A 19,565-nucleotide genomic window follows, 5' to 3' on the forward strand; every position below is an offset into this window, starting at 1 on the left:
GCGTTACCCCTCCCCGGAAACGGTGCCGTAGCGGCCGATGAACCCTTGGCCGTCGCAGATTGCGATACCGCCCTGGTAGCCCCAGTTCCCCGGCTCCGGGCCGTCATCGTTCGCCCCCGCGTTGAACCCGTCGAGGTTGGCGGCGTTGTTGAGCACGAGGTTGTTCGAGGCGCAGTAGGTGGCCAGCGAGACGGCCGAGCTGTTCGCGAAGTCGCTGTCGTCGGCGACCTGCACCTCGCTCGAGTTGAAGATCTGGACCGAGAACTTGAACGCCGCGGCGTCCACCGCATCGCGCGTCAGCAGGAACCCGAGCCGATATGTCGCGCCCTTGTCGAGCGTCGGGCCGATGAAGTTGTTGTTGGGAGAGGAGTCGCCGACGAACTGGACGCCGGAGCGGAACTGCCCGCCGCCGATGTCGTTGAAGACATTCCACGCCCAGTTGCTGCCGCTGATCGCGTTGCCGTCTTGGTTCGGGTGCGTGTTGGTGTCGCTCGTCCCGTCCGGCAGCACGAGGCGCTGATAGAGTCGGTAGGCGCGCGACTGGCCAAGGCCGGGGACGGCCATGCCCGTCTTCCGCAGGAAGTTGAACACGCCGTTGTCCCACGGGACCAGCAGGCACTTCGCCATCCCGCTGGGCATGTCGAGGCCGGCCGCCGAGACGACGGCGACCCCCGCGCCGTCATTCCCGCCGACGACATTCCACTTGTTCCCATCGCTCTTGGACGCGTTCGACGAGCCGAGGGCCGCCCCCGCCCAGTCGGACTGAAAGACGGCCGTGAACTGCGGGACGACGAGGTCGCGGCGCCCGCGGCCCCGCAGCAGGTGGATGCTCACATCGCGCCCCAGCGGATGAAGCGGTCCTTGGCGGCGAACTGGCGCGTGCGCCGAAACACGCCCCAGCCCTCGCGGGAACCGCCGTCGTTGGTGTTGCCCTCGAGCGTCGTGCAGCGGCCATCCGCGTGCACCTCGAGCACGAGCCCGGTGTGCGCGTACCGCCCGAGCTTCTCGAACCAGATCAGGAAGACGTCGCCGCGCGCCGGCTTCTCATTGAGTACCTCTGCCTGCTCGGCCGCGCGGCCAAGCTCGGCACAGCTCGCCGTCAGCGGCAGCGGCCAGTCGGCACCGAAGGCGATCGCCCCGAGATCGGCAATCCAGGCCGCACACCATGGGTAGCCCTTGCCGAGCCCGGTGCGCTTCAGCACTCGCTCGACGTACGGCCCCGCGTTGCTGTTCGGCGGGTGCTCAGTCGCCCCTTCGCTGGCGAGCGCGACGGTCACCAAGGCGTCGACCTGGAGGCCGCGGCTCATGGTGCGGGCTCCATTCCTGCGCCTACATCGCGACGCTCGGAGACAGCCGTCGAAGCCGTGCGTACCGTGGTGTCGCTGGTCGCGTGCGCGAACGTCGCGCGGGCCAAGTAGTGCCGCCACATCGAGCGCCCGAAGGCGGCCGAGATGGCGATCACGGCGAGGGTGAGCTGCGTCCCTGTGATGGTCCAGCCGAGCGGCACGGACAGCACGCCCACCACCGCGTAGGAAAGCGCCATGATCTTCGTCAGCGAAGGCGAGCCGTCGCCGGTGCCGTCGTCCAAGTCGAATGACCAGACGAACTCCCGGATGGGCCGCCGCCACCACGGCCACGGCAGTTGCTGGCGCTTGGTCTCGCGCGACTGGCTCATTCGGACCGCCGCCGTTCGATCTTCATGCCCTCGCGCTCCGCAAGCCTCTCCAAGAACCGATCGTGGTCGATCAGCAGCTCCTTCGTCTGTCGCAGGTCGCCCTTCATCCCGTTCTTCCCATCCGCGCCGTGCACCTCCTGCTTCACGATGCGGACCTCCTCGCCGACGCCGTCGACCTTCCCGTCGAGCTCGGCGACGTCCTCGCGCACCGCCTTGAACTCGGCGGCGACGTTGGTGCGGAACGTCCGGACGCTCGTCACGAGCTCGCGGAGGAAGAAGCTGGCCACACCCATGAGCGCGGTGGCGAGGCCCCCGGCCGCCCACTTCACGATCGTCGCGAACTCGAGGTGGATTCCGGGCGCCGTCGCGGCGGCCGCCTGCAGCACGATTGCCAGCGTCATCGAGGGCTCCATTAGGTCGGCACGGCCGAGGTGAAGGTCGTGGACGCGACGGGCGTCGCGCCGTCGTACATCGTGATCGTGCACTGCAGCGCCGCGCCCGAGCCGAGCGCCATGACGATCTCCTGCGGCGAGCTGCTGAAGCCGGAGCCGCCACCAGTCTCGTCGGTGGTCGGCGCGCCGGCGGTCCGCACCAGCGCGATCGTGTAGGTGGCGCCGCCCGGAGCGTTGGCCACGGCCCAGCTCACCTCGACCGACCCGCCGCCGTCTCCTGGGGTGTCGCCGTCCGTGAAGCTCGCGGAGGTGAACCGGGGCTCGTCCGCCACGATCGCCCGCCGCACCGGGATGAGGACCGTCGCCTCCTTCTCGTCGAGCGCGAGCCCGGTGGCGCGGAACACGTAGCTCTTGTCCTTGCCGCCCGAGCTCGGCTCGCGCGTCACGGTGATGGGCGACGAGGGCGGCGTGGCGAAGCCGCCGTCGTCGATCGCCATGACCACGCTGTCGGTCGCGCCGATCGACCACGAGATCTCGCCCTCGTCCTCGGTGAGGTTGAGGCGCACGCGCAGCATCACCGGCGCGATCGTCTTCACGGGCGGCCGCGAGACCTCCTCCGTGGGATCCGACGCCGGCGCCGTGAACCGACTGGCGAGCAGCCGCCCGACATCGGGCCGTACACGGTCCAGCACCACCTGCGGCGCGCGTGGATCCAGCACGTCCTCCGTGAGGCCCATCAGCCGCACGGTCTTCTGCAGGCCCAGCGCCGGCACGCGCAGGTCCACGTCGCGCCCAGGCACGAGCTCGAACGGCGCGTAGCGCACGCCGTCCAGGCGGTACAGGTCGAGCAGGCGCGCGTCGAAGCGCAGCAGTGGATAGGCGCGGTCCGCGAGCAGCTCCTGCGCCGCCTGCAGCATCGGCAGCGCGTCGGAGCCGAACACGTAGTGCACGCCGCCGCCGGAGGCCTCCGGCAGGCCCTCGCGGTGCAGCAGCATCACGGCGTCGAGCACGACGCTGCACGCCGGGTTCGAGCCGCCGGCGGGCCGGGCGAGCACGAGCTGCAACTGCTCGTCGGCCAGGCCCTCGAGCGGCAGGTTCGTGGCGACGGCATCGTACCAAGTGTCGAGCGCCGCGCGCTGCGCATCGTCGACCGCCGTCGTGGTATCCGGCGGATAGACGTGGATCGGCTCGCCGAGCACCGTGCGTGTCCCGGAGGCGTGCACCGCGACGATCGACACGTCGATCGGCACGTTGCCCGTGAACAGCGGGAAGAGCAGCGCGAACGCCGCGGCGACCTGCATGAGGCCCGGCGCCGCGTGCACCGGCACGAGCGGCGAGCGGATCTCCGCCGAGGCGCCGGCGGCGAAGTCGAGGCGCCAGGCCTTGCCGCCGTGGCGCGTGAGCAGCGCATCGGTCACGCGCGCGCGCGTCACCGTGCCCACGATGCTCGTGATCGTCCAGCCGTCCGGCGGATCCCCGGAGGCGCCCGCCCATGCGGCAAGGCTGCCGTTCACCACGCGGTTGGTCGCGCCCGTGCAGGCGACCTGCAGCGGGTTCACGCGCCGGCGCGTGGCCGCGATCGCGACCGGGTGCGGCACCTCCACCAGCCGCACGCCCTGGTGGCGCTGGATCGGCTCGAGCACGTCGTCGGCGCCGGGCGTGCCGCCCGAGAAGGCGTCGACGGTGAGCGTGCCGTCCGTCGTGGCGCTGGCGACGATCCACATCGGATCGCCGGCAGGCCGATAGCAGCGCGCGGTGGTGATGCCGCTCGCGCTCGCCGTGAAGCTCGTGCCGCCGACGCGCGGCACCACGGTGGCCACGTTCGTGCCGCCGTTCCAGTCGGTGATCGTGCCGGGCACGAAGGCCGCGCCGTGCGGGCACCAGATCCAGTCGCCCGCCGCCGGCGTGGAGCTCGGCGCGCCCGCGAAGGTCCAGGTGCCGGCGACGTGGTCGAACGTGCCCGACGGCAGCGCGCAGACCAGCGTCGAGCGCTGCACCTCCCAGTCGCGGTACTGGTTGGTCGCGTGGACCGTTGCACCCCCGCCCTGCAGGTCCTCCGTCTCGATGCGCGGCGGGCCCGTGTCGGTGCCGGTCACGAGGAAGGGCGACCACACGGCGCGCGTGCCGAACGCCTGGCGCGTGCCCGCGTAGTCCTCCGACTGCCGCAGGCTCACACGCTCGCCGACGGCGAGGCCGGAGCTCAGGTCGGTGGTGGCCAACCGCACGCGCGCCGGGCTTGCCGAGCTGTCGGTGATCGCGAAGCTGCGGCCCGTGAGCTCGCGGAAGAGCCGCCGGCCGGTCCACTGGCCGTCGACCAGCACCGGCGTCGAGGCAGCACCGCCGATCGCGCCCAGCGTCACCCAGCCGGTGCCTCCGTCCACCGCGGTGACCTCGAGCTGCAGCTCCCGCAGGTCGACGCGGTCCGGCGTGAAGGGCACGATGACGTTCACCTGCTCGGTGGCGTCGTCGTCCGCCGCGACGTCGATCGCCGCCGCGTCGGTGGTGGCGATGAGCGGAGCCAGGGATCCGGCCACGCGCTCGACGAGCGTGAGCTCGTAGCTCAGGTCATCGCCGGCGCGCACGAGCGCGAACTCGGACGCCACGCCGGCGGTGGCCAACGCGTCGACGAGCGCGCTGGCGATCGCGCGCGGCGCCACCGCGCCCTCGAGCGCGAAGGTCACCGGCGTGGTCGGCGTGACGGTCCCGACGTCGATCCAGGCGATGCCCGCCGCGGCGAGGCCTGCGGCGACGTCGCCGAGGACATCCGCCGGCGTGCGGTCGGTGGCGGAGTATCCCCAGCGCGCGAGGCCGCCGCCGCTCACCTCGCGGTGCAGGTGCTGGTCGAGCAGGTCGTCCTCGATCGGGACGCACGCGAACTCGAGCACCGCGGCCGTCCGCTGCACCGGCCGCCGGCGCCGCAGCACGCGCCACTCCTCCCACGTGGTCGCGTAGGCATCGGGTCCGGTGGCCACGAAGCGCACGAGCCGGATGACGCTCTGCTGCGGCACGACGAGGGCGGCCGCGTGGTGGCTCGCCGGCAGCGTGAAGATGAGCGACGACCGCCCCGACTCGAGGTAGCGGCTGCGCTCGAGGCGCGCCACGCCCCCGCCGCCGGCGCTCAGGAACGCCTGGCGCGCGCCGCCCGCCGGCGCGGGTGCGCTCCAGAGCTCAAGCCGATGCGCCGGCGATGGGACCGGCGGCATCAGCCGACCCCCGCGAGCGATCGCAGGGCGTCCATGTCTCGTGCATCGAGCGCCACCAACAGCTGCATGACGGCGTTGGGCTCCTGCGGCGTGAAGCGCACGATGTTCGCCGGCCACGCTGTTGCGGGTCCACTTGTCGAGCTGGTTCCGGGAGTACTCGCCGCGCCATTGATGGAGAGCTCTGGCGTGAGACGCCACGTTGCAGCATCCACCACCGACAGCGCGCCCCGCGCTTCGTACACGTCGCGATAGGCGGGCACGCCGGATCCGACGAAGATCGCGGTGGCACCGTCGTCATAGTACGCCTGGAAACCCGCGGAGGCCGCGGCACCCTGGAAACCGATGCGGGGGTCGACGCCGAGGCTGCCCGAGCCGACGTTCAGGACGTTGCGCGAGGCGCCCGTGTCGACAAAGGCACCCACATTGCGGCCGCGCAGGTAGAGGGACATCGCCTGAGGCGGAACGGCGTAGGGAATCGTGAGCGCGTCAGCGGCGCGCGTCACGGTGGAACCCTCGGTTCGCATATACGAGGAGGGCGTCGCCGCGTCCTCAGCAGAGGTGCCCCAGACATAGAGCGAATCACCGGTGTCCGCGAGCGTCGGCGCGTCGACATAGAGCCGCGTCTCATTCGTGTTCGCTGCGATCACGCCGGCAGCGGAGACGTGGCAGAAGTACCAGTCCTCCTCGAGGCGCTCTGAGACGAAGGCCTGCCCGGTTCCGGTAACAGTCGCCGGGACCGGGATTCCGCCAGTCCAAGTGAACAACACCTGATGCCGCGTCACGTTCGCCGTCGTGTCGCGCACCATGATGGTGAAGCGACCTGCAGTCCCCTTCCGTACGCAGTAGCCAGTGATCTTGATGCCGTCGCCGGTAAAGGCAACGGCCTGATACACGAAGCACGACGTCGCATCCAGTGTCGCCGTGATGAGGTCGCCGGTCAGCGTGCCGTCGGGAGCTCTAACCGCGTCCGCCGTGATGGTCGGCGAGCCGCTTTTGCTCCACGCGGCGTGGTCGATCGCCTCGCTGCGCCGCGTGAGATTCGTGCGCGCCGGCTCAAGCAGGAGCGCCACCTGCCCCCCGAGCACCGTGAAGGCGGGCATGCCCGACGCAACGCGCACGAGTCGACCGCGCTGGTCGCGAACCGTCTTCTGCGACGCGCGCGTGAACGTGCCGGCCACGCGCTTGCCGTAGCTCAGCGCGTAGAGCCCCGACTCGTCAAGGCACTCGCTCGCCCGGAAAAGCAGCGGCACCCGGGCGAGTCGCGCGCGTGGGCCCTGGAGGATGATGGTCATAGCTCGTACCGTCGGCGATAGCGGAGCTGCCCGGTGGCGCGGCCGCCTGCGTCATAGAGCCGGAGGCGCGGATACGCGCCGCCAGGGATCCAGCCGTCGAGCGGCGAGAGCGGGAAGAAGTCGCCGTTGCACTCGGCATCCGCACCGGTCCACACGCCGGCGATCATGCGCTCCACCCGCGGCGCCACGCCCTCGGTGGAAATCCGGTAGCGTGCGGTCGCGTCCGTCGACCAGTCCAGCGTGGCCGAGAGCGTGAGCGTGCGGAGCACGTTGCCGCCAGCGTCCTCGTACAGGACCTGCGGCGCCACCACCGTGCCGAGCTCGGAGCCGAGGATCTCCAGCGTCCAGGGGCTCGGGAGCAGCTTGCCGAGCGGCAGCGGCGTCGAGCCCTGCCCGATCGCCAGCAGCTGCGGCTCCCGGTCGCGCCAGGTGGGATCCGCCGCGCGAAATCGGAGCGTGAGGCTCACGCTCTTGCTCGCGCCATCCTGCTCGGCGAGCGACGGCGTCGCGACGTCGACCTGCGTGACGCCCGTGCGCTCCACGAGGATCATGCGGTCCGCTGCATCGACCGCGCGCAGTTCCACAAGCCCGCGGCCCGAGAGCGCGAGGATGGTCTCGACCTTGTCGAGCACGTCGGCGCGGCCGGTGCCTCGCACCTCGCCGACGATCTCGATCGTGCGCACGGCCGCCTGCCGCGGCGCGCCGGCGTCGAGTTCGCCCGCCACGCCCGGCAGCTGCAGGCCGCGCGTCTCGAAGGCGAGGCCGTTGCGGCGGCCGGAGCTCCCCGGCGCCGGCAGGAAGCCGAGGGCGCCGAGGCTCTCGCCGTTCAGGTAGTAGGAGGGCCGCCGGCTCACCGGATCCTCGGCGTGGCCCACACGTCGCCCGCGGCGCGCTTGGCGCGGAGGACGTCCTGGAAGAGGACATCGGAGACCGCATCGCGGAAGGCCTGCCCTGCGAACAGTCCGACCTCGCGCGCATCCGCGCCGGCGGGAGCGTGCACCACGATGCTGCCAGCGTCGAAGTTCACGATCATCGTGACGCCGCCGGCGCGCGCGCCGCCCTGGGCGCCCGGCACGAAGCCCGCTGGCACCGTGAGCGGCGTGCCGGCCAGTGCGCTCAGGTACAGCAGCTGCGCCTTCAGCGTGTCGTGGATCTGCTGGCGCTGCAGCTCGGCCGTGCGCGACGAACCCACGATCGCACGCAAGTAGTCGGCCATGCGCTCGCCCGCCGCCTCGGTCAGCCCGCGGAATCCGCTGATGCCGCCGAGGCTGGAGCCCGGCCGCGCGACGGCACCGCCGATCTCCTCAAGGCCGCCGAGGATCTCCAGCAGCTGGTCGAGGAACTCTTGGCCCTTCAGGCCGCCCATCTGTTCGCGGCTGAGGCGATCGCCACCCGCCTCCATCAGCTCGATCAGCCGCTCGATCTCCTTACGCACGGCCTCGCGCCCCTCCTCGGTCGAGAGGTCGATGCCGGCCATCAGTTGCTCGATCGCCGGCGACAGGTCGCGCGCCGGCTGCGTGCGCATCAGCAGCTTCTCGATCGGGTCCGTGATCCCCTTCGCCGCGATGCGCGCGTCCTGCAGCGTGCGCCGCTCGCCGTACGAGTCGCCGAACTCCGTGATCTTGTCACCGCTCTGTTCGAGTTGCTGCACGAAGGCCTCGAGCGCGGGGATGCCCCCACCCTCGAGCGTGATCCCGAACTCCTTCGCCACGCGCGAGAGCTCGGCCCAGTCGATGCCCAGGTCGCTGGCGAGGCCCTCGAGGTCGAGCCCGCTCACGTCCATGCGGCCGAGGCGCCGCCGGGATTCGCGTGCGATGCGCCCCGCGTCGCTCGAGGCGGCCCCGACGCCCGTGCCGCTGACGTCGAGCCCGAGGAGTCCCATTCGGTCGGTGAGCCGACGGATCGCCTCGGTGTTCTCGCGCTGTATCCGCTTGCGCTCGCGCACCGCAGGGTTGTCGCCGAAGAGCGTGGTGCCGATGGTGGCAAGGGCGCCTATGAACGGCAGGGCGGCCTTGCCGACGCTGAGGCCAGCCGCAGCCGTGGTGATCACGTTGCCCGCGGCGTCCTTGAAGGAGCCGCCGCCGTCACGCGCCTTCCGCAGGTTCCCGAGGGCCTCAAGGATGCCGGGCGCGCTCGTGCCCATCTGGGCGACCGCGCGCAGCGTGTCGACCACTTCGCGCTTCACGCCGCCCCACGCGCCCGCCATCTGCAGCACGCCGTCGATGACTTGCCCGAGCTCGCGCGCCTGATCGGACAAGGAGCGCGTGACCTTCTTGACCTCGTCGTCCTGCTCCTTCAGGAGCGCGAGGATCTGCGCATGGGCCTTCTTCGCCATCTCCAGTGCCTTCTCGCGGTCCTTCTCGCTCCGCGACTCATCGTTGGCGATGGCCAGCGCCTCGTCGCGGACGGCGCGAAGACTCGCGATCGTGCCGGCGTGCGTGCCCGTGAGGCCCTGCTCCTCGGTGGACGCGATGCTGTCCCACAACTGTGCGAACTCGCCAGACGACATGGCCGAGGCGGCCTCTCGCAGCAGATCATTGAGCTCGAGTGCCTGGTCCCTGGCGTTGCGCAGCAGCGGGATGTCAGCATCCCGCCCGGATTCACGCGCGAACTGCTCAAGCTCCATGAAGGAGCGCCGGATCTCGTCGGACGCGCCAGTGAAGCCCTCAGTGAGCGCCTGCTCGAGCCTGGCGTTCCACGCCGTAATCGCCTCGTTGAAGCGCTTGTCGATGTCGGCCAACCGCTTGTCGGCTTCCTCCTTCTCGCGCTGCGCCGCGTCGGAGGCCTTCTTGCCGGCCTTCTCGTCCGCCTCCTCGCGCGCACGCGCCAACTCGTTCTCCGCCTTGAACGCCTGCTGCGCGATGCGGTCGTCGTAGACGTTCCGCGCACGGTTGCGGCGCTTCTCGACCTCTGGCGCCAGCCGGTCCATCGCAGCCAGGTCCTCCTTCATCCGCGTGTACATCTCGCCCGTCTGACTCGCGAGGAACGAGGTAACCGCGGCGCGGTCCTGTGCCTGCGCCTCTTCGAACATCTGCTGCAGCGGCACGAGTTGCTGTGCCACCTGCGCCCGGTATTGGGCGATGCCCTGCATGCCGAGGCGGGCGAAGTCGTCGCGCGCCTCGGCGGCCGCCTCCGCCCGCTCGGCTGGATCGGCGCTACCGAGTCGCTGCCGCAGCCGATAGTCGCCGGTGTCGAGAGCCCGGACCCGGTCCGCGGCGCCCGCGAGATCGAGCTGCTCCATGCGCGCGAACTCTTCCCGGGTCTCGCGCGCGGTCCGCGCCGCCTCCTCGCGGATCCGCGTGAACATCTGGATGATCGCGAGCGTCGAGATCCCGATGGCACCCACGATCGCCCCGTTCTTGCCGAAGGCGAAGGCCATGCTGGAGACGTTGTTGATGACCTGCTTGGCGGTCTCGCCGCTGATCTTGCCCTGGCGCGCCATCGTCTCGGACGTCATGGCGATCGCGCGCATCGCGTTCGCCTGCTTCGACGCTACCACGTCGGCCCCGCTGCCCGCCGTCCGCCCGCTCGAGCGCGCCTTCCCCTCGAACTTCTCCAGCTCCACCCCACCCTCGCGCAGCGCGCGCCGGAGCTTCTCCGTCGACGCGTCGATCTCGACGAGCAGGGACTTGATAAGCTGCTGGTTCACGCGTCGCTCCCGCGCGCGGCCGCCATGCCCTCGCGCACGGTCTGCGCGCGGGCCAGCGCGCCGGCGAGGAAGCTGCGAATGGTGACGTTGCACATGAGCTTCCGCGACGACTTGCCGTTCTCGCTGGAGTAGCTGCCGACGAAGCCGGCCAGCGGCAGGCGCGTGCTGCCGGGTCGCTCGTCGCCCGGGAAGGCCTGCGAGAGCAGGTCGAGGTCGTGGCGGTTCACCTGCAGGTGCGCCACGACCAACGCCACGAGATCGGCACCCCGCAGCTTCGCCGTCCACTCGGGCGGCTGCGGATCCGCGTCGGTCTCGGCGAACGGCGTGCCGGGCCCGGGGTGCGTGACAATCCACGCGAAGAGGCGGACGCAGCGCGCCGAGAGGAGCGCGCCCACCATGTGCACGCCGACGGCGCTTGCCTCGGGCGAGCCATCCTCCGCCAGCAGGTCCTGCACGGCGTGCATCTCGCGGCGCACCCGCTGCAGCTCGAGGTCGAGCGCGTCGAGCAGGAAGAGCGTGTCGAGGCTCTTCGGGTGCACGTGCACCGTGTCGCCGCTGGCGAGCTCCACGGGCAGTGCGTGGTCTGCGAGGGCCTCGTGGAGCAGCTGCTCGATCGAGCGGTCATCCGCGACCTTCGGCGCACTGCCCTTCCGTTCGGCCAGCCAGAGCGCGTGCGCGAACCACGCGTCGGCGCCGGCGTCCTCAGCCGGGCGCCGGTCCTCCAGCTCCTCCTCGCCCGCGCGCCCCAGCGCCAGGACCTCCCGCTGCAACAGTTCCGTCGCGTTCCGGAGCTGCGGCAGCGGAAGGCCTGGCGCGGGCCCAGTCGCCGGGGCGTCCCCCGTCGTCACCGGACCCCCTTACCACATCAGCTGCGTGAGCAGCTGGTTGCGGAAGGTGAGCGGGATGCCCGAGACGTCGTTCTTGCTGAGCATGAGCTCGAGCGTCTCGAGCCCGTTGTCGACCCCGGAGCCGATGAAGTGCACGGTCTTGGTGTCCTTGCGCTGCGCCGTGACGCCCCAGCCGATCGGCGCATCCGTACCGGCCAGGTCGCTCTCGGTCAGCCGGTCGCCGAAGATCGCGCCCGTCGGGAGACCGCGCTGGAGGCGCAGGTTCTCGAGGGTGAGCGCCGTGGGCTGGAACTGCATCGTGAAGAGCGCCGAGCCCGCCAGGTGGCCGGCGGCAACGCGCGCGTTGTCGAACTTGAGCTGGCGCACCGAGCCGCCCACGCGGAACTCGGTGGTGCCTTCCTTCAGGCCGGCGAAGGGCACGTACTCGAGCTCCACCACAGTCGAGCCCGCAGGGAAGGCGTAGGCGGCGCGCGTGCGCACCGTCATCGCGAGCGAGGCGAGCGACTGCGCCAGCACGATCTGCGAGCGGCCGCCGCCCGTCACCACGTAGTACTTGCCGCCGGCGACACCAGTGGCGGCCGTGAGGTCGAAGATGTTCGCGTCGAGCGCCGTGGCCCCGGTGAGCGTGGTCGACAGCCCGCCCGAGAGCACGCGGAAGTACCCGGCGGAGATCAGCGCCTCGATGCGCTGGGCGTTCCGGACCTGCTGCGTGAAGCCGGTCAGGAAGTTCGGCACGGCCTCGATGACGTGGCCGTGGTTCGCCGCGGCGAAACGGCCGGCGAGCGTCTGCTCGCGGCCCTGGCCGAAGGGCACGACGATCTGCGTATAGTCGGCGCTGCAGGCGTCGTAGCGGTGCTGCAGGAAGGTGCCGTCCTTCTTGCGGCCCGTGAGGACGATGAAGGTCTCCTCGCTGCAGAAGTCCGTGCCGTCCGTGTGCACCTGCGTGGGATCCGCCTGCGAGGCCGCGCCGAGCACGCGCGAGAGCGGCATGCCGGTCAGCAGCGCGAAGTGCCATGGGCTGTAGCCCTGCAGGTCGAACTGGCCGGCGGGCATCAGGTGGCCGAGTCGGCGGCCGTCCGGGTTGCGACCGACGTCGGTCTCGTTGTCGGCGACGTCGGCGCTGTCGGCGCGCCGCACGTTGAGGCAGTTGCCGAGGTCCCATGCTTCGAGCTCGCGCACCGCCTCGCCGGTGACGTGGGCGCGCTTGAGGGTGGGGGTGAGCAGGTTGATCGTCGAGCCCGCCGGGGAACCCGCCTGGGTGACGAGCTCGGCGTCCTCCTCGCTACCGACGGCCAGCGGGTCGAAGGAGCTCAGGCCCGTGGTCGACGCGACGGTGAACGCTGCGGCGCCGGCGGCCGCGTTCGCGGTGAGCGTGGTCGCTCCGCCGCCGATCTTGGGGCGGAGCGCGATGACGCTGGCGACGAAGTCGCCGATCTTGTTTCGCAAGGGAACGAGCATCGGTTACTCCTCGTCGGTGTCGGGCGCCTCGACCACCGGCGCGTCAGGAGCCGGCGGCGCCGGCGGATCGGTGATGCTGATGACCTCGGCGAGCCCGGCGTCCTCGAGCTCCTGGGCCCGCACGAGCGGCACGTTCCAGACGGAATCGAAGTCGTAGACCTGCTTGTCGGTGAGCGTGGGGCCGACGGTCTCGAGCATCCGCACGGTGGCGGTCGGCTCGGGCGTCGGCGTGGCGGCGGTGTCGGACATCTGGGGCTCCGGGAAGGGCGATGGGTCAGGGCGTGGCGATGGCGAGCGGGTCGAGCTCGGCCCAGCGGTCGGTCACCTGCAGCTCCAGGATCACGGCGCCGCAGAGGGTGTCGACCTCGCTGAGGGCGAAGACGGTGGACAGCACGCGCAGGCTGGACCCGGCGACGGCGCTCACGACCTGCACGCCGCGCAGCGAGCGCTCCTCGTACGGGATGCGCTCCAGCCACAGGCCGACCGAGGCACGCACGGCGCGCAGCGTGGCAGACAGCCGCCGGTTCTCGATCTGGCGCGTGTAGATCGCCTGGCGCGGATAGAGCACGAGCACCGAGCACCCCACACGGCCGTCGGCCGTGACGATCTCGGGGTTGCCCGGTGCGCTGAACTCGGTGACATCGTCGCCGCGGCGCACCAGCACCAGCGGGCCCTTCTCGTAGGCCGCCGGCGGGATCGGCATGCCGGGCAGGTAGTCGATCTCGAACTCCGAGACGACCGTCACCTCTTCCACGGCCGGGTCGCCCGGGGGCAACGGCACGGAGGGCGAGAGGGCGGCGACCCCGTACTGCGGGTCGCGCAGGTGCGTCGTGAGGAGCTCGCAGACTTCGTAGATCATGGGCGCCCACCGCCGAGCTGGCAGGCGAGGAGCAGGCCGTCGTCGATGGGCTCGACCGGTCCGAGCAGATAGGTGCGGCCATCGGCCGCGCTCGCGGCTCCCAGCGCACCGACGACGACGGTTGCACCCTGGGCGATGCCCGGGACGGCATCCTTCTGGACGTACAGCGTGCGACCGATGCGCTGGCCCTCGGTGCCGGCGATCGGGATCATCGAGCCCTGCTCGTCGACGATGCCGCGCGTGCCCGCACCCCCGAGCGTCACGGGATGCGTGAGCTCGGGGATGCTGAGCATGTCGGCCACCATCGCGGCGAGGCTCACGACGCGGACTCCTCCTCGTCGTCTTCCTCGTCGTCAGCGCCGTCGCCCTTGGTGAGTGCCTCGAGGCGGGCGTCGATCGCGGCGAGCACGGTGGGGCGCGCGCCGTTGGCCTGCTCCTCCTCCTGGATCTGCAGGAGCTGCTCGATGCTCGTCGCGGCCTTCACCTTCTCGATCGTGGCCTTCGCGTTCAGGCGCTCGGCGGCGTTCGCCTTCGCGGGCTCCGGCGCCTCGACGCGCTCGATCGCCGGCGGATCCATGGCGAGCAGGCGCTCGGCCGTGTCCGCCGGGAGCGCCACGAGGCTGCCGGTGCGGTACGTCTTGTCGTCGCGGTCGATGCGGCAGAGCGCGCGGTATTCCGTGGTCTTCGGCTGCATGGGGTCCTCGGTGGGGCTGTGGTGCTGCCGGCCACCCTGTGTGGCCGGCAGCACCGGTCAGCGGCTCAGTGCGTCCCGGCGGATCAGCTGCCGCCGTTCAGCACTTCCATCGAGGCCGACGCGTTGGGCCGGAAGGGCACCATCAGCGCGGCGGACTGCATCAGCATCCAGCGCACCGCCGGATCCGGCTCCTTCCAGCTCTTCGGGAAGTACGGCACCGCCTGGAAGCCGGCGTCCTCGTCGCGGATGGCGGCGAAGCAGCGCGTGCCCTCGACCTCGTCCGCGGTGAGCACCACCTCGCCGGAGGGCATCAGGTGCTTCTCGGTGGCATCGACGGGGTCGATGTAGAGGTCGTCGTAGACGTAGTAGTCCACGGTGCCGATGGTCCCGAGGTAGCGGGCCTTCTCACCGTTGCCCGGCGCGAGGTCGAAGGTCGAGCTCGTCGACGCGCGGCGGTAGTCGACCAGCAGCTTCCACTCGTCGCGCGCGAGCAGCCGTGTGCGGAACGCCTGGTAGGCGTCGGGTGCGAAGGTCACGCGCCGCAGCACGGCGCCGCCCTGGGCCATCATCGCGTTGGCCATGGTCTCGATCTGCGAGAGCGGATCGGACTCCGTCTGGCTCCACCGCGCGGTCCCCGTCTTCACGGCGCGCAGGTCGGTGTGGCGGCCGAAGCTCACGACGGCCGTCTTGAAGCCCTCGCCGGAGACCGTCACCTGGCCCAGGCGCAGCGCCTCGGCGGCCTGCACCTCCATGCGGTACTTCAGCATCTCGACCTGGTCCTCGAGCGTCATGCCGACCATCAGCTGCAGGCGCTGGTCGGGCGAGAGCTCGCCGCCGATGCGCTCGCCGATGGCGCGCTTCAGGGGGCGCGACGCGTCGAAGCGGCGCTTGTCCTTGAGGTAGGGCGGCTTGAACGTCTTGGTGACGAAACCGCGGTCCTCGACGACCTTGCCGGCGATGAGCGGCGAGACGTACGGCGTCAGCCGCGGCTTGCGCTCGTCGAGGTCGAAGTGGATCTCCTCGCTGGGGTCGCGGAGCTCGGTCCGGAACTCCGTGTCGAGGAAGTGCTGGGGCGTGGTGCGCAGGTCCTTCACCACCCCCGCGAGATAGTTCGTACTGAAGAGGTCCATCGGTCGGCTCCGTGAGGGAAAGGGGGCGGGCGGATTGCCCGCACCCCGGGGTGGTGGCGGCTAGGCCGCGATGGTGGGCTTGAGGAAGATCCCGCGGGCCTCGAGGGCGGCGCGGATGGTGGCGAGGGTGTGGCCGGTGCCGAGCGTGAGCGCGGCCTCGTTGAACTCACCGGTGCGGTAGAGCGAGGTCTTCTGCTCCGCGCTCGTCGCGTCGGTGTCGATCGCGAGGATGCCGACGGGCACCTGCGAACCGTCGACGGCCGCGGCGGCGGAGAGCTTGTACTTCCCGCTCCCGGCGGCGACGGTGATGGTGATGACGTCACCGATGTCCGCGTCCTCGGAGCCGTCGCCGACGGTGCCGTTGATGTGGTCGCTCACGTACGGGACGGCGACCGTGAGGTCCGCCAGGCGCGAGCCGTCGGGCGCGTAGACGGCGAAGGTGCCGGCGTTGGCCGACTCGGCGATGCAGACGAGGCGATACGCGCCCACCTGCGTGCGGCTGCCAGGCGTCCAAGCGCCGAGCGCGCCGTTCACGTCACCCGTGACCACGGCGGGCGTGAGGGCACCGATCGTCTCGCAGCCGAGGACGGCACCGCGCGTCCGGTTCTCGGTCGCGATGAGGGTGATCGGCGTGGTCGGACGCTCGGAGTCGCCGGCGAGGAGCCGGTCGGGCGCCGGACTGGTGGCGGAACTGAAGGACGTGTCCATGGGTGGTCTCGCTGAAGGGGTGTGCGGGGTGGTCGGTCAGTCGGTGCTGCGTGTGGTCAGTTGCGGCGCGCGGCGGCAGCGCCGCGGCGCTGCGTCGGGCTGTGCTCCTGCAGGAGCGCAATCGTCGGCGCACCGTCCTTCTCGGCGGTCGGCGTGCCGTCGCCCTGCGTGGGCGCGGTGATCGTCGCCTCGGCGCCGGCCATCGCGGCGAGCGCCTGCGCGCCCGTCTGCTGGCTGGCGGCAAGGAAGGCCTTCGCGGCCTCGCCCTCCGCCTGGCCGGACTCGAGCGCTGTGCGCAGCGCCGGCGCGATCGCCTTCGGCGCGAGAGCGATGACGGCCTTCACGCGCTCGCGTTCCGCCTTGCGCGCGCCGCGGCGGGCCCGGCGACGGATCCGCGCGACCATGGTGGCGTTGGCCGTCACGAACGCGCGCTCGGCCTTGCGGGCCTGCTCCTCGTCGTCCTCCTCGGCCATCTCGTCGTCCTCCTCCTCGGAGGCCTCCGCGTCATCCTCGTCCTCGTCGGGCTGCTCGCCCTCGGCGCGCTGCTGCTTCTCCTTCTCCTCTTCCTCGGCGCGCTTCCGCGCCTCCTCGTCGTCCTTGTTCTCGTCGGTCGCGCGCGCGGTGCCGGCGGCCTTGGGGGGTGTCGGGGGCATGACGGTCTCCTTGGGTGCAGCCGCCGCAGCTGCGGCGGTCGTGGTGGAAGGCGTTGCCGCGCGCGTCGCGAGCTCGGCCAGGATGTCCTCGGTGGTGCCCATGCGGTCGGCCAGGCCACGCGCGACGGCGTGGCGGCCGATGAACACGGCGCCGCCGTCGCCGGCGGCGATCAGCTCCTCGGCGGTGGTGCCGCGGTAGGTGGCCACCGCGGCGAGGAAGGCGTCGGCGAACTCGTCGACCTCGCGCTGCAGCACGGCCTTGCCGGCGGCGTCCGCGGGATCCGGCACCTTGTTGGGCGACTGTGTGCTCACGATCCGCCAGCGCTTCATGCCGTACTCGGCCTCGGCGGCGCTCCAGTCGACGATCTCGAAGTAGACGCCGATGCTGCCGACGTAGGCCGACGGCGTGACGACGATCTCGTCGCAGGCGGCCGCGATCCAATAGGCGGCGCTGGCGGCGCCGTCTGAGACCATCGCGACGATCGGCTTCGTGCCGCGGTGCGCATGGATGAGCGCCGCGAGCTCCGCGCAGCCGTTCGTCTCGCCGCCCGGCGAGTCGAGGTGCACGAGGATCGCGCGGACGCCCGGGTCGTCGACGGCGATGCGGAAGTCCTCGGCCAGGAGCTGGTAGCTAGACATCCCGCACAGCTCCTGGAAGAACGACGCGTAGCGGCAGAGCGGGCCCACGGCGCTGACGATCGCCACGCCGTCGCGCACGCCGAGGCGTTCGCTCAGCGGGTGTGCGGCCGCCGGCGTCGCGAGCAGGGCCCAGCGGCGCGCCGGCACGAGCGCGGACAGGTCGATGCCCTCGCCGTCGTCCTCGCCGGCGCGCGGCGCCGTGGCCTGCCGATCAATCGCCGCGACGATCTGGTCCGTGTCGCGCTCGGCGATCGCCATCATGCGCTCGAGCGCCTCGCGCGTGATCGCCCAGCGCGTGCTGGTCAGCAGCTGCAGGGCCCGAAGGGCGGGACGTCGGCTCACGAGACGGTCTCCAGGTCAGAGTCAGGGGCGTCGGCGACGGCGCGCGCCACGACCTGCGCGGCGGCCTGCTCCCGGATGCGGGCCAGCGGGTCGCGCGCGGCGCGCCGGACCCGCGCGCGCCCAGCCTTCGGCAGCTCCTCGTCGCCCTCGTCGCCGTCGCCGTCCTTTGCCGGCGCCTCCGGCGTGACGGGCTCGGTGCGCACACGCTCGGCGACGTCCTCGACATCGAGCCCGGCGGCGCGGCGGCGCTCCTCCTCGGCGACGCGCTGCTCGAAGTTCTCGTCGTAGTCCGTGCTCGTGAGCTCGGCCGACTCGCGCTCGCGCGTGCTGAAGCCCTCCTTCACGCGCATCGAGGCGGCGACGACGGCCTTGACCGGATCGATCTCCGGCATCGACGGGCCGGTCCACTCGCAGCCCAGCCAGGCGGCCTGCGCGAGCGGGTCGTCGAAGAAGCCGGGCGCCTGCAGCAGGCCGCGCGCCACCGCCTCGCGGATCACGCGCGCGTAGACCGGCTGGCAGAACTGGTTCACGAACCAGTTGCGGCGCGTGCGCACGGCGCGCCACGCGTTCAGCAGCGCGGCACGGCTCGCCGAGTAGGAGGCCTGGAAGGCGTTGACGAGCTGCTCGTACGGGATCTCCAGCGCGGCGCCGAGCTGCCGGCACATCGCGAGGAAGAACGGATCGAACTGCGCGTTCGGCCGCGCCGGGTTCGCGAACTCGACGTCCTCGTCGGCGCCGAGGTCGATGATCGCGCCGGTGCCCAGCTTGATCTGGCCCTTCGGCGACGGGTCCTCGTCGTCGAGCTCGCCGAGCCCCGGGGCGAAGCCGCCCTTCACGAAGACGGTGAACATCGAGCTCACGACGGCCGCCATCAGCTCGGCCTCGCTGAAGCGCGTGAGGTTCTTGAGCGTCTCGATGACGGGCGCGAGATAGGGGATCCCGCGCAGCTGCCCGGGCCGCTTCTGGTCGATGAGCTGCAGCACGAGCGGGAAGCCCGACGCGTCACGCGCGGGCAGACCTTCCCACGTGATCACGCCGCCGGGCGAGAGCCACTGCTCGTTCGGGTGGCGGTTCGAGATCCAGAAGCGCTGCACCACGCCGTCGGCGTTGACCTCGACGCCCTCGCGGAAGAGCTCGGTCTCCATCTTCGCGACGGGCTGCGAGCAGCGGTTCGCCTCCAGCACCTGCACCTTGGTGCCGAGCAGGTCGCCGGCGTCGACGCGGTAGCGGAAGAGCGCGAACGCATCGCCGCCCGAAAGCGACGCGAACAGCGCCTGGCGCTGCAGCTCCGAGAAGTGGAGGCGGCCAGCGACGTCGAGCCGCGTGGAGCCGGCGTGCTGCCACCAGATCCGCATCGCCTGTCGCGACCAGGCCGTCGCCTCCTCGGCCGTGAGGTCCAGGTACTCGCGGTCGAGCCGCGGCTTCGGCACCAGGCCGTCGCCGAGCACATCGCGCAGCTGCGTGTTGAAGGCGCCGGCAGCCAGGGGCGCATTGCGCTCGAGGTCGAGCGAGCGCGCGCGGAGGTTTGGCAGGTCGCCGAGGGAGTCCGTGTTCGGGCCGCCGTCGAGGACGTTCCAGTCCTGCAGCGCGCGCCGATCGCTGCGCGCGCCGTCATAGCCGCCACCCACGCGTAGGAAGCCGACCGCCGGCGCCACGCGACGTGGTGCCAATGAGGTCGGCTCGAAGCCGGGGACGCGGGCGACGCGGCTCATTTCGAGGTCGGCACCCCGAGCCGCATGCGGGAGCCGCCGCGTTCCAGGCGCTCGATGTCGCGCTCGAGCTCGCGCTCGCGCACGTAGAGGTCCTTGAGCGTGGCGCGCGTGTAGTTGCGGCCGAGGACCGTGATGGCCTGCGCGCCGCCCTCGATCGTGGTGATCGCGGAGCGGACCGACGCGAGCTGTGCCTGCTTGGTCTCTAGCGACACAAAGCGCCTCGTGGAGCGGTGGGCTCGTTCACGAGGCGCAGGGTGCAAGCGCGGATAGTTTGGGCGCTACGGTTCTGGTTATCGGATGTGGTGAATCTA

19 protein-coding genes are annotated in these 19,565 nt (G+C 71.4%); all 19 read right to left on the reverse strand.

Translation table 11 applies throughout. The features are described from left to right. Positions 1–3 precede the first annotated feature (3 nt). Positions 4–834, reverse strand: coding sequence for a hypothetical protein (locus KF709_02575; protein MBX3173264.1), 831 nt, complete (start codon positions 832–834; stop codon positions 4–6). Then, positions 831–1,307 (reverse strand): CHAP domain-containing protein, encoded by a 477-nt coding sequence (locus KF709_02580; GenBank protein MBX3173265.1) that lies wholly within the window; start codon positions 1,305–1,307, stop codon positions 831–833. Before KF709_02580 ends, KF709_02575 begins: the two co-directional genes overlap by 4 nt. Then, a complete protein-coding gene (locus KF709_02585) occupies positions 1,304–1,675 on the reverse strand; it encodes a hypothetical protein (GenBank protein ID MBX3173266.1) in 372 nt (123 codons plus the stop codon). The genes KF709_02580 and KF709_02585 overlap by 4 nt, the downstream gene beginning before the upstream one ends. Then, the gene (locus KF709_02590; protein ID MBX3173267.1) at positions 1,672–2,076 is read right to left on the reverse strand and encodes a hypothetical protein; all 405 of its coding nucleotides are present in this window, start codon (positions 2,074–2,076) and stop codon (positions 1,672–1,674) included. The genes KF709_02585 and KF709_02590 overlap by 4 nt, the downstream gene beginning before the upstream one ends. An 11-nt stretch (positions 2,077–2,087) precedes the next feature. Continuing rightward, entirely contained in the window at positions 2,088–5,270 is a 3,183-nt protein-coding gene (locus KF709_02595; protein ID MBX3173268.1) for a hypothetical protein, read from the reverse strand. Continuing rightward, positions 5,270–6,562 (reverse strand): hypothetical protein, encoded by a 1,293-nt coding sequence (locus KF709_02600; GenBank protein ID MBX3173269.1) that lies wholly within the window; start codon positions 6,560–6,562, stop codon positions 5,270–5,272. The genes KF709_02595 and KF709_02600 overlap by 1 nt, the downstream gene beginning before the upstream one ends. After that, entirely contained in the window at positions 6,559–7,416 is an 858-nt protein-coding gene (locus KF709_02605) for a hypothetical protein (protein ID MBX3173270.1), read from the reverse strand. Before KF709_02605 ends, KF709_02600 begins: the two co-directional genes overlap by 4 nt. Beyond that, complete coding sequence (locus tag KF709_02610) at positions 7,413–10,211, reverse strand: hypothetical protein (GenBank protein MBX3173271.1); 2,799 nt, start codon at positions 10,209–10,211, stop codon at positions 7,413–7,415. The genes KF709_02605 and KF709_02610 overlap by 4 nt, the downstream gene beginning before the upstream one ends. Beyond that, the gene (locus tag KF709_02615) at positions 10,208–11,059 is read right to left on the reverse strand and encodes a hypothetical protein (protein ID MBX3173272.1); all 852 of its coding nucleotides are present in this window, start codon (positions 11,057–11,059) and stop codon (positions 10,208–10,210) included. Before KF709_02615 ends, KF709_02610 begins: the two co-directional genes overlap by 4 nt. Positions 11,060–11,068: 9 nt before the next feature. Beyond that, the gene (locus tag KF709_02620; protein ID MBX3173273.1) at positions 11,069–12,517 is read right to left on the reverse strand and encodes a hypothetical protein; all 1,449 of its coding nucleotides are present in this window, start codon (positions 12,515–12,517) and stop codon (positions 11,069–11,071) included. Between the two features lie 3 nt (positions 12,518–12,520). Next, the gene (locus KF709_02625) at positions 12,521–12,766 is read right to left on the reverse strand and encodes a hypothetical protein (protein MBX3173274.1); all 246 of its coding nucleotides are present in this window, start codon (positions 12,764–12,766) and stop codon (positions 12,521–12,523) included. A gap of 25 nt (positions 12,767–12,791) precedes the next feature. Next, positions 12,792–13,376: a hypothetical protein gene (locus tag KF709_02630; GenBank protein ID MBX3173275.1), complete on the reverse strand. Its 585-nt coding sequence runs from the start codon at positions 13,374–13,376 to the stop codon at positions 12,792–12,794. Beyond that, positions 13,373–13,696 (reverse strand): hypothetical protein, encoded by a 324-nt coding sequence (locus tag KF709_02635; protein MBX3173276.1) that lies wholly within the window; start codon positions 13,694–13,696, stop codon positions 13,373–13,375. The genes KF709_02630 and KF709_02635 overlap by 4 nt, the downstream gene beginning before the upstream one ends. Next, complete coding sequence (locus tag KF709_02640) at positions 13,693–14,070, reverse strand: hypothetical protein (protein ID MBX3173277.1); 378 nt, start codon at positions 14,068–14,070, stop codon at positions 13,693–13,695. Before KF709_02640 ends, KF709_02635 begins: the two co-directional genes overlap by 4 nt. Before the next feature lie 83 nt (positions 14,071–14,153). Continuing rightward, positions 14,154–15,200, reverse strand: coding sequence for a major capsid protein (locus tag KF709_02645; protein ID MBX3173278.1), 1,047 nt, complete (start codon positions 15,198–15,200; stop codon positions 14,154–14,156). 60 nt (positions 15,201–15,260) lie between these two features. Further along, positions 15,261–15,908 (reverse strand): head decoration protein, encoded by a 648-nt coding sequence (locus KF709_02650; GenBank protein ID MBX3173279.1) that lies wholly within the window; start codon positions 15,906–15,908, stop codon positions 15,261–15,263. A gap of 56 nt (positions 15,909–15,964) precedes the next feature. After that, entirely contained in the window at positions 15,965–17,542 is a 1,578-nt protein-coding gene (locus KF709_02655) for a S49 family peptidase (protein ID MBX3173280.1), read from the reverse strand. After that, the gene (locus KF709_02660) at positions 17,539–19,254 is read right to left on the reverse strand and encodes a phage portal protein (GenBank protein ID MBX3173281.1); all 1,716 of its coding nucleotides are present in this window, start codon (positions 19,252–19,254) and stop codon (positions 17,539–17,541) included. The genes KF709_02655 and KF709_02660 overlap by 4 nt, the downstream gene beginning before the upstream one ends. Then, complete coding sequence (locus KF709_02665) at positions 19,251–19,466, reverse strand: hypothetical protein (GenBank protein MBX3173282.1); 216 nt, start codon at positions 19,464–19,466, stop codon at positions 19,251–19,253. The genes KF709_02660 and KF709_02665 overlap by 4 nt, the downstream gene beginning before the upstream one ends. Positions 19,467–19,565 lie beyond the last annotated feature (99 nt).

This window comes from Gemmatimonadaceae bacterium (assembly GCA_019637445.1).
Classification (GTDB): Bacteria; Gemmatimonadota; Gemmatimonadetes; order Gemmatimonadales; family Gemmatimonadaceae; genus Pseudogemmatithrix.

Bases quoted from the DNA above. Each gene is read 5' to 3' on its own strand.
- KF709_02620 (MBX3173273.1), bottom strand. From the start codon at position 12,517: ATGCTCGTTCCCTTGCGAAACAAGATCGGCGACTTCGTCGCCAGCGTC.
- KF709_02600 (MBX3173269.1), bottom strand. From the start codon at position 6,562: ATGACCATCATCCTCCAGGGCCCACGCGCGCGACTCGCCCGGGTGCCG.
- KF709_02630 (MBX3173275.1), bottom strand. From the start codon at position 13,376: ATGATCTACGAAGTCTGCGAGCTCCTCACGACGCACCTGCGCGACCCG.
- KF709_02645 (MBX3173278.1), bottom strand. From the start codon at position 15,200: ATGGACCTCTTCAGTACGAACTATCTCGCGGGGGTGGTGAAGGACCTG.
- KF709_02660 (MBX3173281.1), bottom strand. From the start codon at position 19,254: ATGAGCCGCGTCGCCCGCGTCCCCGGCTTCGAGCCGACCTCATTGGCA.
- KF709_02580 (MBX3173265.1), bottom strand. From the start codon at position 1,307: ATGAGCCGCGGCCTCCAGGTCGACGCCTTGGTGACCGTCGCGCTCGCC.
- KF709_02585 (MBX3173266.1), bottom strand. From the start codon at position 1,675: ATGAGCCAGTCGCGCGAGACCAAGCGCCAGCAACTGCCGTGGCCGTGG.
- KF709_02640 (MBX3173277.1), bottom strand. From the start codon at position 14,070: ATGCAGCCGAAGACCACGGAATACCGCGCGCTCTGCCGCATCGACCGC.
- KF709_02625 (MBX3173274.1), bottom strand. From the start codon at position 12,766: ATGTCCGACACCGCCGCCACGCCGACGCCCGAGCCGACCGCCACCGTG.
- KF709_02590 (MBX3173267.1), bottom strand. From the start codon at position 2,076: ATGACGCTGGCAATCGTGCTGCAGGCGGCCGCCGCGACGGCGCCCGGA.
- KF709_02650 (MBX3173279.1), bottom strand. From the start codon at position 15,908: ATGGACACGTCCTTCAGTTCCGCCACCAGTCCGGCGCCCGACCGGCTC.
- KF709_02595 (MBX3173268.1), bottom strand. From the start codon at position 5,270: ATGCCGCCGGTCCCATCGCCGGCGCATCGGCTTGAGCTCTGGAGCGCA.